General features: G+C 40.4%; 14 protein-coding genes. 2 read left to right on the forward strand and 12 right to left on the reverse strand.

The genetic code is table 11. From position 1 onward, the window contains the following. Positions 1 to 303 precede the first annotated feature (303 nt). On the reverse strand, positions 304 to 1,191 hold the full coding sequence (locus MHH49_RS02665; protein ID WP_036675776.1) for a LysR family transcriptional regulator: 888 nt from the start codon (positions 1,189 to 1,191) through the stop codon (positions 304 to 306). 111 nt (positions 1,192 to 1,302) lie between these two features. Here MHH49_RS02665 and MHH49_RS02670 point away from each other — a divergent pair, with 111 nt between their 5' ends. After that, positions 1,303 to 2,709 (forward strand): MFS transporter, encoded by a 1,407-nt coding sequence (locus MHH49_RS02670; RefSeq protein ID WP_076098885.1) that lies wholly within the window; start codon positions 1,303 to 1,305, stop codon positions 2,707 to 2,709. A 60-nt stretch (positions 2,710 to 2,769) separates the two neighbouring features. Here MHH49_RS02670 and MHH49_RS02675 read toward each other — a convergent pair whose 3' ends face one another. The 3 genes from MHH49_RS02675 to MHH49_RS02685 form a co-directional block, all read right to left on the reverse strand. After that, positions 2,770 to 3,288: a DUF6622 family protein gene (locus MHH49_RS02675; protein ID WP_076098886.1), complete on the reverse strand. Its 519-nt coding sequence runs from the start codon at positions 3,286 to 3,288 to the stop codon at positions 2,770 to 2,772. A 231-nt stretch (positions 3,289 to 3,519) separates the two neighbouring features. Continuing rightward, positions 3,520 to 4,188 carry a response regulator gene (locus MHH49_RS02680; protein WP_076098888.1) on the reverse strand — a complete coding sequence of 223 codons (669 nt, stop codon included), beginning with the start codon at positions 4,186 to 4,188 and terminating at the stop codon, positions 3,520 to 3,522. A gap of 5 nt (positions 4,189 to 4,193) precedes the next feature. Beyond that, the gene (locus MHH49_RS02685; RefSeq protein WP_036675782.1) at positions 4,194 to 5,375 is read right to left on the reverse strand and encodes a sensor histidine kinase; all 1,182 of its coding nucleotides are present in this window, start codon (positions 5,373 to 5,375) and stop codon (positions 4,194 to 4,196) included. 223 nt (positions 5,376 to 5,598) lie between these two features. Here MHH49_RS02685 and MHH49_RS02690 point away from each other — a divergent pair, with 223 nt between their 5' ends. Beyond that, on the forward strand, positions 5,599 to 8,271 hold the full coding sequence (locus MHH49_RS02690) for a cation-translocating P-type ATPase (RefSeq protein ID WP_341137861.1): 2,673 nt from the start codon (positions 5,599 to 5,601) through the stop codon (positions 8,269 to 8,271). A 102-nt stretch (positions 8,272 to 8,373) separates the two neighbouring features. Here MHH49_RS02690 and MHH49_RS02695 read toward each other — a convergent pair whose 3' ends face one another. From MHH49_RS02695 to MHH49_RS02730, 8 genes are all read right to left on the reverse strand, one after another. Further along, complete coding sequence (locus MHH49_RS02695) at positions 8,374 to 8,583, reverse strand: helix-turn-helix transcriptional regulator (RefSeq protein WP_036675786.1); 210 nt, start codon at positions 8,581 to 8,583, stop codon at positions 8,374 to 8,376. A gap of 1 nt (position 8,584) precedes the next feature. Then, entirely contained in the window at positions 8,585 to 8,911 is a 327-nt protein-coding gene (locus MHH49_RS02700) for a DUF6442 family protein (RefSeq protein WP_036675787.1), read from the reverse strand. Between the two features lie 129 nt (positions 8,912 to 9,040). Continuing rightward, positions 9,041 to 10,123: a nucleotidyltransferase domain-containing protein gene (locus MHH49_RS02705; RefSeq protein ID WP_076144518.1), complete on the reverse strand. Its 1,083-nt coding sequence runs from the start codon at positions 10,121 to 10,123 to the stop codon at positions 9,041 to 9,043. 173 nt (positions 10,124 to 10,296) lie between these two features. Next, positions 10,297 to 11,169, reverse strand: a complete 873-nt coding sequence (locus MHH49_RS02710; RefSeq protein ID WP_036675789.1) for a YitT family protein — start codon at positions 11,167 to 11,169, stop codon at positions 10,297 to 10,299. A gap of 28 nt (positions 11,170 to 11,197) precedes the next feature. Further along, a complete protein-coding gene (locus tag MHH49_RS02715) occupies positions 11,198 to 12,502 on the reverse strand; it encodes an alkaline phosphatase family protein (RefSeq protein ID WP_076098889.1) in 1,305 nt (434 codons plus the stop codon). Next, on the reverse strand, positions 12,499 to 13,758 hold the full coding sequence (locus MHH49_RS02720) for an MFS transporter (RefSeq protein WP_076104742.1): 1,260 nt from the start codon (positions 13,756 to 13,758) through the stop codon (positions 12,499 to 12,501). Before MHH49_RS02720 ends, MHH49_RS02715 begins: the two co-directional genes overlap by 4 nt. Before the next feature lie 147 nt (positions 13,759 to 13,905). Beyond that, a complete protein-coding gene (locus MHH49_RS02725; RefSeq protein ID WP_076104743.1) occupies positions 13,906 to 14,352 on the reverse strand; it encodes a V4R domain-containing protein in 447 nt (148 codons plus the stop codon). 182 nt (positions 14,353 to 14,534) lie between these two features. Continuing rightward, positions 14,535 to 15,716 carry a sensor histidine kinase gene (locus MHH49_RS02730; protein WP_076179004.1) on the reverse strand — a complete coding sequence of 394 codons (1,182 nt, stop codon included), beginning with the start codon at positions 15,714 to 15,716 and terminating at the stop codon, positions 14,535 to 14,537. Positions 15,717 to 15,778 lie beyond the last annotated feature (62 nt).

The following is a 15,778-nucleotide window of genomic DNA, read 5'->3' on the forward strand; positions in this document are numbered from 1 at the left end:
CCTCAATTTCAACAGTGGCACAATCATTCCGAAGAGCAGTAGAACATCATCACAAATGAATCTTTTTACTTACAGACCCCCTCCTTTTATGTAAACGCTTTCATGTGTACTCACACTATTTTACAGCCTCGCTGCTACGCACTACTACGCTAATATTAAAGGTGTTACCCCCCATAATTATAGGAAAACGTATGTATGATTAAAGATTCTACGTATTTAACCCAAAAGAAAACCCCACTTGCGGACCGTTGAACGTAACGGAAGGTAACGGGGACTTGGTTTGTTATTTGTTCTGCGGCGTAATTAAATTGTCTGTTTGGATAACGCTCCAAAATATTCTACAACTACCTCCCGAAATTCCAAAGCAGCCTGAGAAATGTACCGGCTCCTGTGCCACAATAGAGCTATCTCCCTTTCCAATTCGTGATTCTCTACTTGGAGGTATTGGATATCTTCCCGTGAATTCCGTGCCGTGCTTGGTATGAAAGCTAAGCCAATTTCAGCTTCCACAAGAGTGCTAAGCCTTGCAGGTTCATCCCCCTCATACACATATTTAGGCACAAATCCTACCGATTTGCATACAGAGTCTATTAAATCGCGAGTACCATAGCCACTCTTTACACCAACAAACCATTCATCCCTTAGCTCTGTCAAAGATACGCTGCTTCGATTAGCCAGCCGATGCCCCTTTGGAACAGCCACAAGAATCGGATCGATAAAGACGATTTGACATTCGATGTCATCCCCTTTTATTGGAGGTGAGGATAAGCAATAATCAACCTCTCCTCTATTAAGAAGTGTAACCATTTCCTGCATGGTCAACATTTGCACATGGTATTGAATATCAGGCCGCTTTTTCCGAAACTCTCGCAGGATATTGGGTAATGTGCTTGCGGTCGTCACCGCTAATTCGAGTGTGCCATGTTCAGGACTGGATAAATCGCTAAGCTCCTGTTTTCCCTGCTCCAATTCAAATAATGCCCTTTCAGCTCGGCGAAGGAACCGGCTTCCGGACTCATTCAGTCGCAGCTTTCTTCCTACCCGATCGAATAAAGGTACCCCCAGATCCTCCTCCAAACGCTGAATCGTTTTGCTTAGTGAAGATTGAGTAACGTGTAGATTTCGTGCAGCTTCAGTCATATGTTCCAACCGAGCTACCGCGAGAAAATATTGCAGTTGCAGAAGTTCCATTTCGCACCTCCATTCATTCCCTCAAGTCAATGAGATCATAACATAAAATGCGTTGGAATGAATAATCGATTTCAAGTACGATGACATTAATAAGCTTTAGGGGGATTTAAAATGAGTGTTCGCAACAGGTGGTTAATGATTTCAGTAGGTCTGGGGATTTTATTGAACCCTTTAAATTCTTCGATGGTGTCTGTGGCTATTCCAAGGCTGCAAAATGTATTCCAGCTTGACTATACAGGTGTTTCCTGGATTATTTTTTCTTTTTACATTGCAAGCAGCATCGCTCAACCTGTCATGGGAAAGGCCAGCGATTTATTCGGCCGGAGGAAAATATTTCTTACCGGGCTTGTCGTATCCTTCATTGCAGGTTTATTAGCTCCTCTCTCCCCAAACTTTGGCTGTCTCATCGTGTTCCGTATTGTGCAAGCCATTGGAACTAGCATGATGGTTGCCGTTGGAATGGCCATTGTGCGGATTCATATTACGGAGAAACAAGCGACCGCACTGTCTGTTTTATCCATCTTCCTATCCGGCGCGGCAGCAATTGGACCCTTTATTGGCGGGGTTATTATTCACTGGTGGGACTGGCCAGCTATCTTTTTCGTCAATATTCCATTCGTGGTGGCGAGCTTTCTATTATCTTGGAGGCATATCCCCAAGGACGAACCGTCAACAACCATTACCCGGGGAATGTCCCTGCGCAAATGGTTTGATTTGATTGATGCGTCAGGAATCCTGCTCTTCACTGTGGGGCTGGTTGGCGTGCTCCTTGGATTGCTTTCAGCAAAATCATCCGGACATATCTCATTAATACATGTCATTACCTTGCTAACAGGACTCATTCTGCTGGGGGCATTCGTCCGGCATGAGCTAAAAGCGGCGTCACCCTTTATTCCTTTACGTACATTTGCCAAATATCCGGCAATGACTTGGGTTAATGTTGAATTCATGCTCGTTAATGTACTTTTTTACTCACTCTTTTTCGGGATTCCATCCTACTTGCAAATGGTACGTCATGTCAGTGAATTCCAAACTGGGATTCTCATGCTAACGCTGGGATTATGCTCGCTGGTTACTGCTCCAATAGCAGGACGCTGGATCGATAGATCAGGACCCCGGCCAGCATTGCTGGTGTCCGGGGTCCTGATGACATTGGGATCAGTGTGGCTTGTGACCTTAAATCAGACTTCACCGGTGATCAGTGTATGTGTGGCTTTAGCTGCATTTGGTATTAGCAACGGATTGAACAATGTCGGCCTGCAAGCAGCCTTGTTCCAAAGTTCTCCAAAAGAAATCATCGGTGTTGCCTCCGGATTATTTAATACATCGAGATACCTGGGAACCATTCTCTCTTCATTGTTAATAGGTATCATAATGGGAGGTAAGTTTAGCTTCGCGGGATTTCAAGTCCTTGGGGTTATCCTCACGGTAATTGCATTGTCTTTGGTATTCATGAGTCGGAGGCACCGTGAGTCAGGGCAATTGCATGAGCCGGCTAATTCGGGCGCTAACAAATAGGAAAGTATAGACAAATAAGACCTGTCATCAGACAGGTCTTATTTTGTTCTTTTAACGAGATCAATTGATCCCCCTTCTGCCACTTATAGAGTTTTTAAGCTTACATTGCATATAAAAGGTATATACGATACCTCCAAAAAACAATCCAACAGTTAGCCCATTTGCTGAAGAATAAATGATATGAAATACGCTGCTATGGTAAAAAATCGACATCACATTCAGAATATATTTAACAATAAAATTCAGTAGGACAATAAATAATGGAAGATAACTTTTCTTTTTGAACACTACTGATTCTTTTCTAACAAAGGATTGGTACCTCTTATTTAAAAGATAGCCAATCAGGAAACCTGGAATGATAAAGATCATATAACTCGTCAACGTTAGACCTAATTGAGGAAAAGTAGTTGTTATTGTCCGTAATCCCCATGCCATAAAAATAAGCGGGGCAATAAACATCCGTGAAAAAATAACAGGCCGTTCCTGAGAATTTTTAATCCCCATTATGAACAAAAGAATGAATAATATCCACACCCATGATGGTGTGCTTGAAATTACTTGTGTGACTGTAATGTGCATTATATTTCCTCCTTGTATAGAGCGTTGCAGTTCCACTGTGTTGCCTTACTAATAATAAAAAATCATAGGGACTAACACATCTACACAGCGATTGATTTATAAGCAACGATACCTCTATCTAGAGATATACAATGTTTGAGCAGACCCCACAAACAAAACAAAAAAAGACCGGTTGTGGCCGGTCTTTCTAACTACATGGCTATTTTTTTTATAGAACAACTTCTCCCTCTGTTACTCTACCATCCCTGTCCGTATAGCCAATACAACAGCTTGTGTACGATCTTCGACCTCAAGCTTTTGGAGAATACGATGAATATGAGTCTTAACCGTGCCCTGTGAAATATTCAGAATTTCCGCAATTTCAGAGTTCCTGCGCCCGTATGCCATTTGTTGGAGTACATCAAGTTCACGTTCGGTCAGAGATTCAGAAAAATCATCTGATGCTTGCTCTGTTTTGTTTAGTTTAGCATCACTCGAAATGGCTGCTATAAGCGCCTTACTTGCAGTAGGTGTCCTGTAAATTGCATTACCTTGATTCGCCCAGCGTATTCCCGCAAGAACTTCTTGCATATCCGTATCCTTCAACAAGTACCCTACTGCGCCTGCACGTATCCCTTCAATAACATAGGCTTGAACATCAAAAGTGGTTAGAAGTACAATCTTAATTTCTGGACTTACACGGAGAACTTTGCGAGTTGCTTCAAGCCCCGAGGAATTAGGCATTTGAATATCCATTAACACAATATCGGGTTTAGTTTCAAGTGAAACAAGGTAAGCTTCCTCCCCATCACAGGCTTCTCCTACGCATTCCATATCAGGTTGTGAATCTATAATGTACCTTAATCCTTGCCGGACGAAAGGCTGATCGTCAGCAAGTACAATCCTAATTATTTTATCCAAGTGAACTACTCCTTCTCTTCCACAATAGGTCTACATGCAACGGGAACGACTGCCTGCAGGCGAAAGCCATGAGGTTCTATAGACGAAAAAAAACAGTAGCCCCCCGATGCTTTACACCGCTTTGTTACGCCATTTAGACCATACCCTAAATTTAAAGGTTCTTCTTTAGCAGTTACTCCATTGTCTGTGACCGTAAGGTAAATCGTATCGTTTACTTCTTCAATATCAATGCTGGCAATAGTCGCATTTGAATGACGAAGCACATTGGTTAATGACTCCTGCAGAACTCGATATAACACGATACTTGTTTCAATAGGCCACTCTGTGACTTCCGATTTTTGATTAAGTTTGAACTGTATAGAAGATCTGCTTTGAGTTTGGGCTACGAGGCCTTTTAAAGCAACTAGCCCTAAACCCATTTCGTCATTTGACCATTCCTTTACCGCAACTCGAACTTCCGCCATAGCTTGACGAGCAATAGTAATTAACTGGCTGGTGGACTCAGCTGCTCTTTTAGGATCATTTACTTGCATAATCTGAAGGGCTTGCAATTGTACTATCAGTGAAGTCAATTGATGACCCAGTCCATCATGAATTTCGCTGGCAAGCCGGGTTCTTTCTTCTAAAGCTGCATAACGTACCGAATGAACCATAGCTTCTTGAAGTTCGTTATGCGTAGCCTCCAGCTCTTTATGAGTTTTATTTAACTCTTCAAGGTGGAGCGTTGTTAAGTAGTGAGCATCTCTTCTGATTTTTATACTTCGCGCTACGAGGATTACACAAAGCAGCCCTAAAAAACTGCTTAAGGACAATGAATAAATCAGAAAAACAGCAGTAAGTGTAGTGATTCCAACAATAAAAGAAACACGGGGATAAACTCGATTCATAAATAGGATAATAAAATAAAGCGGCCATAGTAAACTTGTATTCGGTGAGCCAAAAACATAATGAAGCACTAATATAATCAAAATCATTATAAAAGTAACAGCATAATATTTCACTTCAGTCCACCAAGCGTTTTTTGCCCAAATCAACACCATATATAGCAACAACACGATCAGACCACCTAGAAGGTTAATGAATCCTTGACCGCTATAATCTTTGTAATAGGAAATTGCTAAGAGCAATGACCCAACGAAACGAACCAGATTTACATATATTTTTTCTTCCTTGAATGTAAACTTCACGAGGTTCCTCCAAATTTCTATCTAGTTCAGAACTCAATTTATTACAAGATTCGACAGTATTAATACTATACGTCAAGCTCAATGCTCAGTCCAGTTTCAAGCTCAAAAGACACATTTATAATGTGAAAACAGTTTATGCAGCTCGATATTTTGAAACTTGTCCCGGCTTGAACCGTAATTTTTAAGAACAAAGACACAGCACAGCAGAGAGGAGCTATCATTAGTGGAATATTACCGCAACAATGTAGCCGACAGTTTACAGGATGTTCAGAGTTCAGCTAACGGGCTTACTTCGGCAGAAGTCGACAATCGTCTAAAAGATTATGGTTTTAACGAATTAAAAGGAAAGAAAAAAGATCCTGTTTGGAAGCTTTTTCTTGAAAACTTCAAAGACCCTATGGTAGTCGTACTGCTTATAGCCGCCATTGTCCAGATTGTTATGGGACAAGTTATGGAGTCGCTTATTATTTTCCTCGTGTTGATTCTCAATGCAGTTATAAGTGTCATCCAGACCCGTAAAGCGGAGAGTTCACTTGATGTCTTGCAGCAGATGTCAGCCCCCGAGGCCAAAGTGCTGCGTGATGGAGAATTAAAAACCGTCCCGGCAAGGGAACTTGTACGCGGTGATATCGTCTGGCTGGAAGCCGGCGATTTCGTACCCGCCGATGGCCGGATTATAGAATCGGAAAGCTTAAAAATAAATGAGGGTATGCTAACCGGAGAATCCGAAGCTGTGGAAAAGCATACAAATATCATCGCGAAAGAATCTCCGCTTGGAGACCGGCGTAATATGGCGTTCAGCGGTTCACTAGTTGTATATGGCCGCGGAACGCTAGTAGTAACGGGAACTGCACTCACTACCGAAATCGGAAAAATTGCTGAACTCATTGAAAGCGCCGAAGCCAAGCAAACGCCGCTGCAGCGCAAGCTCGAAACATTCAGCAAGCAGCTGGGGGTAGCAATTATACTCCTGTCCATTGTAATCTTTGCCATCCAGGCCGGACGTGTTTGGTTATCGAATGAGACTGTGGATACAACAGAAGCTATCCTGAATGCGTTAATGTTTGCAGTCGCTGTGGCGGTTGCTGCGATTCCCGAAGCTCTTTCCTCAATAGTAACTATTGTCCTATCCGTAGGTACTAATAAGATGGCTAAGCAACATGCGATTATTCGTAAGCTACCCGCTGTCGAAGCCCTTGGGTCAACCAGTGTCATCTGTACAGATAAAACCGGTACCCTCACCCAGAATAAAATGACTGTTGTAGATTACTTTCTTCCAGAAGGTGACCGTGATCAATTCAATCAAGCGCCTGAAGAATGGTCTGAAGAAGCCCGGCGGCTCCTGCATATTGCCGTGCTCTGCAACGACTCTAACATTAATGAGGATGGTAAAGAGCTGGGTGATCCTACAGAGGTAGCACTTATTGCCTTCAGCAACAGCAAGAATAAAGATTATAAGGAAATACGCGATAATTTCCCTCGCGAAGCCGAACTACCTTTTGACTCGGATCGCAAGCTGATGACGACCTTGCATACTTTTAACGGACAAAAAGCAATGATTACTAAAGGTGGACCCGATGTGCTCTTTGGTCTATGCTCGCATGTACTGTTAAGTGGAAAAGAAGTGTCGATGACACCAGAAGTTCTTGAACGCTTCTTCGAAGCCAATGAGGAGTTCTCCAGCAGAGCACTCCGTGTACTTGCCTATGCCTACAAAACCGTACCAAATACAGTTACTGAAGTCGGATTGGAGGATGAACAAAATCTAGTGCTCGTAGGTTTGACAGCTATGATTGATCCACCTCGGGAAGCTGTCTACGGCGCGATCGCAGAATCTCAGAAGGCTGGAATCCGAACCATCATGATTACCGGTGATCATAAGACAACCGCACAAGCGATCGGCCGCGATATCGGTCTGATGACTGAGAATGAAATTGCCGTAACCGGCCAAGAACTCGATGCCATGTCTGACGAGGAACTTGATCAAAAACTTGAACAGATCGGTGTCTACGCCCGTGTCTCTCCGGAGAACAAGATCAGAATTGTCCGCGCGTGGCAGCGGAAAGGCAAAATAACAGCCATGACCGGTGATGGTGTAAATGACGCGCCTGCTTTGAAACAAGCAGATATCGGAGTTGCCATGGGCAGTGGAACCGATGTTGCCAAAGATGCGGCTGCCATGATTTTGACCGATGATAATTTTGTATCCATTGTCAATGCTGTATCTGTGGGCAGAACGGTATTTGACAATATTAAAAAAGCGATCGCCTATTTGTTCTCAGGTAACCTGGGTGCAATTATCGCCATCCTCTTTGCCCTTATTTTCAACTGGATTAATCCTTTCACAGCGATTCAGCTTCTATTCATCAATCTGGCGAATGATTCTCTGCCCGCCATAGCTCTTGGGATGGAAAAACCTGAACCTAATGTGATGAACAGAAAACCAAGAGAGCTCAAGGAAGGAATATTCGCAGGAGGAATGATGCAGGCCATTGTCACTCGTGGTCTACTCATAGGTATAGCTGTTATCATATCCCTGTATATCGGACTTCAGGATTCGCCTGATATGGGCGTAGCTATGGCATTCACAACCCTGATCTTGTCTCGTACATTGCAGACCTTTGCCGCCCGTTCGAACAGTCAAACTGCTATTGAAGCTGGCCTTTTCAGCAACAAATACGTCATCGGAGCCGTTCTGGTCTGCTTTGCCTTTTACGGCATTGCGGTTCTGCCAGGAGTTAGAGAAATCTTCTCGATTCCGGCTTCATTTGGAATGTCAGAGTGGCTGATTGCAGCAGGCTTAGCCCTCGGCTCCCTCATCCTAATGGAATTAACGAAGGTTGTTCGAAGAGCTTTTACACCCAAATCTGTTGAACAGAACCCTGTAAATTCCTGAGTAAGCTATAATTGACTGAAAAAAAAAACAGCGATCTCCAATGATGGAGTATCGCTGTTTTTCTGACATCTAGAGTTAAACCCAGAAAAACTTCTGTTGATTTTAATCAAAATAAAATAATTCTTCGAATTTTTTATCCAACGCAATACATAAAATCAAAGCTAATTTTGCAGTAGGGTTAAACTGTCCGGTTTCAATCGAGCTTATAGTATTTCTTGAGACACCCACCATTTCTGCCAATTGTGCTTGCGATAATTTTTGTTCCGTTCTTGCTTCGCGCAGTTTATTTTTTAAAACCAAAGGTTCACTCATACTAATCACTCATCCCATAAAAGTAAATAAACAAAAACGAAACACTTATAATTAATCCTAAAATGAAATTGAGTAAATGCATCTTTTTCTTAGTTACAGAATACATCCCAAGACCTTCACAGCTCAAATATCCAAAAAACATGGCTATCAAGGCTTTTAATGCAAGATTTGTTTCCTGACTATGATTATATAAACTGAAGACACTCAGAATGCAAAATACAATCAACATTCCAATGAATCCGCTTTTTCTGCCTTTAGCAAATACAAATTCTTTTCCTTCGTCTCCTTTTTCATTTCTGCTTTTTTCTAATATTTCTTCCTTTTTCATAAAAATTTCTCCTTTCAAATTGAAAAGATGATGACAAGTTTTCTTGTCATCATTATTATAATACGCCAAGTTTTCTTGTCAAATAAAAAATAGCTCACTCCAATCCAAAGATTGGTAGTGGGCTATTTTCTATACCTTCATATATTCGTTATATAATTGCTCGAAAGTATTGTATCGTTCGACTTTCCTGCCTACCTTATTGTATTCCTCCAGATATTCATCCATGACCTTCAGAATCTCATTTTTAAAGACTTGAAGATGGTCAGAATCAAAATACTGCATGATATCAAACTTTTTAGTTCCCTTCCATTCTGTCATTTCATCAAGAAAACCTTGTATGCCCATTGCTGCAAGATACGCATACGATCTATCACCCGATTCTACACTTGCTATAATCTTATTGCGGTAGTTGCACCATAATTCCTCATAAGTTCCGCCAAGATTATCATAGCTTGGGACAGGCTGCACTACAAAATCCTTATACATTTTATTATATAAATCATTGATGTTTTTAAGTGCCTTATATACTGCACTTCTGATTTCATCGATAGTCTTCGCCTCTATCACAGCCATATATGTCTTTTCAAAATCATCAGGAACATAACGGTACGTAGCTATTTCCTCCAAATATCTCTTAATTCCCCGTTTGAAATAAGTATTGTTCAAATGAGTTAGCGCATTTAACAAATTGTATAAAACTTCGCTTGAAGCATACCTTACTGCTCCTATATCTGCAGAAAGTAATGTATTCGCATATTCCTGTTTTGCTATGTCTATACACTTTTTCGCTCTACTGATACATTCTCTCCCTATAGGCATGGCCAGAGCATCGAGTGCTCTCTGTTTATATAAATTTAGCTTTTCCAAATATTCGGGTTTTGCACAGTATAACACCTGTAAATCCACCAGACATGAAATCATTGGACTCTCGAGATTGGCTTGATCTTCTATCCTTGTTTCCCATGGCGTACAATATAGATCGTATCCAATATCATCCAAAATAAAACACGAAGATATCCCCCAGCCTTGCTCTGTGTTATTAATTATGATTAGATCAAGATCGCTTTTTTCATGAAAATCCCCAGTACTAAAAGAACCTGTAAGCCCTATAATTGCAATATCATCAGAAAAATCTCTCTTAACCCGTTCAATGACCATGCTAATAAGCTTTTCATTTTTGATTAAAATCTTGTCTTTATGAACATCATCCATATCCATGCCCCCTCTCCAACCTTATTAATTCTATTGTATAAGCATGTTGTTAAAGTAGGTATTCCGACTTTAATTATATTAAATCTATACCAAGCCTTTCCTCTCCTTCAAAGAAAACAAAAAACGCGCTGGCAAGAGCATAATTAGCTTCTCTCCAACGCGATTTATAGTCATTAGTGAATATTTTTCTTTTTGAAACTGCCGCCCTTAACTTCTGCAACATCGTAGACTACTACAAAGGCATTAGGGTCAATTTCACGAATAATATCTTTTATTTTACTTTCTTCCAGACGGTTAATGACACAAGTGATTTCTTTGAATTGTTCATTTGAGTAGCCGCCATAAGCATCTGTATAAGTTGCTCCACGACCCAATCGGTCACGAATAGTCTCGACCATGATTTCCGGTTGAATAGTGATGATTTTAAACGTTTTAGAGCCACTCAAACCTTCTTCAATAATATGAATGACCTTAGAAGCAATAAAATAAGCAAGCGCTGATAGAATAGCTCCTTGTAGGCCAAATACTGTTGAAACAACAATAAAGACAAACATATTTAGAAATAAGATTAAATCACTGGTCCCAAAAGGTAATTTTCGTGAAAGTAAGACAGCTAACATATCTATCCCATCTAATGCTCCACCATTACGTAAGGCTAAACCCATACCAAAACCGATAATAATCCCGCCAACAACGGTAATTAATAAGGTATCACCTTCTATAATCGTCGGTACATGATGCATAAGACTAGTGCCAATAGCCAGTGAAGCAATACCGATAACGGAATAAAGAGCAAAGCTTTTACCAATTTGCTTATATCCTAGCCACACAAAAGGAATATTAATTATGCCAATTAGCAGCCCTAGCGGTAAGCCAAACAGTTCAGAGCCAACGATGCTTAGACCTGTGACACCTCCATCTGAGACATTGTTGGGTATCAATACAGATTCTAGACCATAGGCAGCTATTAGCGCCCCAATAATAATCATGAATACTTTTGAGAATATCTTGAGTTTATTTGATTTCTGTTTTCGCGTTTCAATCATTGAATTTCTCCGTTTCACATTGCTTAATTTAGTCCATAAAAATTTCCTCTAAAGGTCTTCCGTCACCTGGATTAAAATCAATCCCTAAAATCTTTGCCATCGTGGGGGCTATATCTACCATTTCGATGTCCCCTATAGGATGCCCATTTCTAATCTTTTCCCCAGAGACAACCAAGTTGCATCTATAGCCGTCTTTATCAGGAGAATAGCCATGCGTGGCAAATTTAACGCCTTGTTTGTCCAAATCAACAATCGTTGGTTCATCCATACTTTCGTCGAAACAATAACCTCTCTTAGCCTCAAGCATATACTTTGTGGTTTGGCCCACATGAAAATAATCCAGTTCATCTCTAGCATACAATTTCTCTATACCTGAGGATTCATCTCTCATATGATCTCCAATAACAGCTAATGCTATTTGCTCAGCTTCTTCATCGCCCTGCCGGATATGCAAGTAAGCCGCTCCACCCCCACACTGAAAGTAAGCTCTCCACTTCATTTCGCCGTTCTCTTCATAGATCAGGCCCTTTTCCTGCAAAAGGTTGTTCAAATGCACTCTGTACCTAACATTAAACTGGCCATGGTCCCCCAAAATTAAAAAAATCGTATCATCCTTCATCCCCGCTTCATCCACTGCCTGCATAATATCGCCTAACCTTTTATCCATACGTGTGATTACCTGCTTCACTTCGTCACTGTCAGTTCCATAAGCATGTTTGGCATCATCCAGATCGATCAGATGCATCATTAGAAGATTAGGTTTTTTGCGCTTAATCGTGTCTATAGCACATTTGGTCGTGAAGTCATCCAGATAGGGCTGCTCAATCCCTTTGCGGATCCGGCCATATTTCAGCTCCATATCCACGCAGTATAAGGGGCTTCCGCTTTTTAATATCTTCAGTGCCTGATTTTCGTTTTTGATGGCTCTGATTTCAGGTATATTGTATTGGATGGAGGATTTACCCGATACTGGCCATAGGATTCCGGCTGTGCTCATCTTATGCTCGCGCGCAACATCGTAAATCGTTGGCACCTTGATCGCATTTCTAAACCAGAACCAATTCTGCTCCTCTTCCTTAATAAAAGGCTGAAACGGATTGTTGTGATGGATGCCATGCTTATCCGGATATACACCGGTTGCTATGGTGGTATGCACTACATATGTGAGCGTGGGATACACACTTTTCAATTTATGGCTATGGGCTCCGTTTTTAATTAATTCCGCTAAGTTTGGAAGCCGGCTGGCCAATGCCCAGTGGTCTTCTGAAAAGGCATCGTAAGAGATGACGATTAAATGCTTGGCCATAGCCGTTTGTGCTTTAATTGACTTCATAGAATAAGCCCCTTAGGTTCGTCATGTTCAGGCTGCTCTTTAGGTAAAGTTATAAATACGAATAATCCAATAATAAAAAGTGGGATAATCGCTAAAATACTAAATTTAGCATTACCTGTTAATGTTGTTGTTAAAGACATTACAGCAGGACCAACAATGGCCGCGAACTTACCAAAAATATTGTAAAAACCAAAGAATTCATTGGAATTCTCCTTTGGAATGATCTTCGCATAATAAGACCTGCTGAGCGCCTGAATGCCTCCCTGAGCGGAACCAATTAGCGCACCTAAAATAAATATATGCCACACTGAAGTGATAAAAAAAGCCGCGATGCAGGAAATGATATATGTAACAATTCCCACGATTATCAAAGTCCTGGCGGAGTATTTTTTGGCGAGATTACCATACAGGATTGCAGAAGGAAAAGCGATGATCTGGATAACTAATAATATCCCCAGTAAGGTAAAGGTGTCAAAAGCATCCGCACCCAGAACCGATGTGGCATAGGGCACTACCATTTTAATAATCGTATCTACCCCATCAATATAAAGAAAGTACGCAATTAAGAAAACAAATACAACTTTATGCTGTCTAACATTCCTAAAGGTGTCTCCCAGTCTTTTAAAACTGTTGATTACAGGTCTTGGTTCAGGCTCAATATAATATCTCTGCTTCACATCTCTGATCATGGGTATGGTCAACAGCCCCCACCAAAGGGCAGTAATGATAAACCCAATCTGATAACCGATCGACTTCTCCATCCCCATAAACAGAATCAATAGCAGGCTGATGCCAAATGGAATGACACTGGCGATATATCCATAAGCAAAACCTTTTGTGGATACCTTATCCATCCTTTCATCAGTGGTTATATCCACAAGAAAAGAGTCATAAAAAATATTGGCTCCGGCAAAACCTATAACAGACAGGATATAAAACACAATCAATAACTGCCACTGCCCGCTCGCAGGTGCAACGAACGCCAACGAAGCCGTAGCCAGCACACCAATCAAAGAGAAAAATAAGAAAAAGCGCTTTTTCTTATCCTTGTAATCTGCGATCGTGCCTAAAATCGGACTAAGGATAGCCACAAGAATACTAGCAATGGAGTTAAAGTACCCTAAATCCATGCTGCTGTTAACATTTGAAAACATGCCAAATACAATAGGCAATAATGCAGTTGTAACCGCCATCGAATAGGCTGAATTACCACAGTCATATAAAATCCATGATTTTTCCTCTTTGCTAAGTTTCATCTAACAGCCACCTTTTCACCTATTTGTAACTGTTATATCATTTCAGCATAAGAGCCATGTTAAATGAATGTTAATTCCATCACAACTTCTTCATAAAAAAACGACCTTTTAAAATTGAAAGGTCGCTTACTCGCTTTTATATATGATTTAATATTTGACGATATATTCGCAATATTCATCCCCATTAACATTACATTTTATTTCCCGGACGGAAACTCGTTTCCCACGAATTTTAGTAAGTGCTCCTTCGATAATGGCCCCCTCCAGGTCACAAACCATTTTCCCTTCCATAATAGGTAACCCTTCGCAGAAACAATCGTGTACTGCAATCGTCATCCCCTTGTCATCTTCATGGGTTATTATAGGAATCCCTATCTTCAATTCTTCGAATAACTCGAATAGTTCATTAACCGAGGTAACACCAAATTCTTCCCCAATTTTTCTTCCTATAGTCAACGTTGTACCCTTACCATTCATGGGTAACGCTTGATATAAACCAATCAGTCTGATCGTTCTGAAAAGCTCTAAAGGTACGACATTACCTAAATTTTTTCTCTTTATTTTTTTCATATCTGTAAAAGTAAATTGATCCATGCCAGTAGCCTCCAATTGCTTATGTAATTTATATTTCAAATTTAATTGATATATTGAGTATAAACATATCCAATAATTGCTTTGTGATCTTACGCACATCCTGATTTTTTGTAGAACTATAACAAAAAAAGCAACTTCCCTATTGGCAAGTCGCTCCTTCATTCATTAGATGCAGCAGCATCTCAAATATGATAATCATAAACCCAAGGCAAAATAACCCTCACGCTAGTTCCAACCTGAACCTCTGAATCTACCATAATATGCCCCCCATACATTTCGATTAGTTGTTTACAAATCGATAATCCAATCCCTGTCCCTTTTTGCTTGGTAGTAAAGAAAGGGTCAAATATCCGTTTTAATTTATCCTGTGGAATTCCTTCTCCATTGTCTTTAAAGAGTAGAATAATTTCGTTTGTCTCAGCAGCTGTGGTAACAGAAATATCTATTCTGCCTCTAAAAGCTGTGAAGGAATCGATACTATTTTTCAAAATATTAAGAATTACCTGCTCTAGCTGAGAGGCGCTCCCAAACGTCAGTACTTTTTCTAAAGAGCACTCTACTGAAAGTATAATATCATCACTAAGTATGAGTTGATTCACAATGTTATTAACTCTATGTATAACCTCCATAACGTTAAATACTACGCCGTTATTTTTTGTACTGTCACCTTTTCGAGCCAGTATTAGAAAGTCCGTTACTAATCCATTCAGAGCATCAATCTCTTTGATGGTTATATCCAGATATGCACGCAATTCATCCGCTTTGATCTCCGGCTCATTTAGCCTGATATTTACAAGCTGAGCAAAACCTTTAATCGAAGCTAGCGGATTTCTTATTTCATGCGCCATTCCTGCTGCCATTTGTCCCATAACAGCAATTTTTTGTTCATGTAAATTGTCAATCTGTTGATTTTTATTAGACAAATAACCTTGTGCAAAGCCAGTAAAACGGGTCCAGTTGCATTCCATTAAACGATTATAAAAAAACAATCGGATCGCGGAATCATCTACAAACTCTTCAATGATCTTAAACATAATATTCTGAGCGGTTAAATTTAAATCCTTGCTCATATCAAGTAAGATATCAAAATGATCACCGAATATTTCTGCAGTATAAACCCCTTGCTCAGCCCCCTCTTTTTCTAGCAGGTTTAAGTATTGATCGTAACCAAAAGAATCAAAAAACAAGGCTTCTACCATACTCATTAATATCGTACTGAATGATGAATCTAACAATTCCTTATGCGCCTCTACAAACCAGGAGAATTCGATGTTTTTCATAGTCATAGAATGATAATGCCTGTTTAAAATGATTGGAACTGCTAAGGTTAATGACGAACGCAATTCATTTTCTTTGTATGACATTTTCATCCTCCTTCTTTGTAGTTTGTATTCAAGATATGTGTATATTTTCCTGCTTCAAAAAC

The sequence above is a fragment of the Paenibacillus sp. FSL F4-0122 genome, from assembly GCF_038002845.1.
GTDB classification, from domain to species: domain Bacteria; phylum Bacillota; class Bacilli; order Paenibacillales; family Paenibacillaceae; genus Paenibacillus_AQ; species Paenibacillus_AQ odorifer.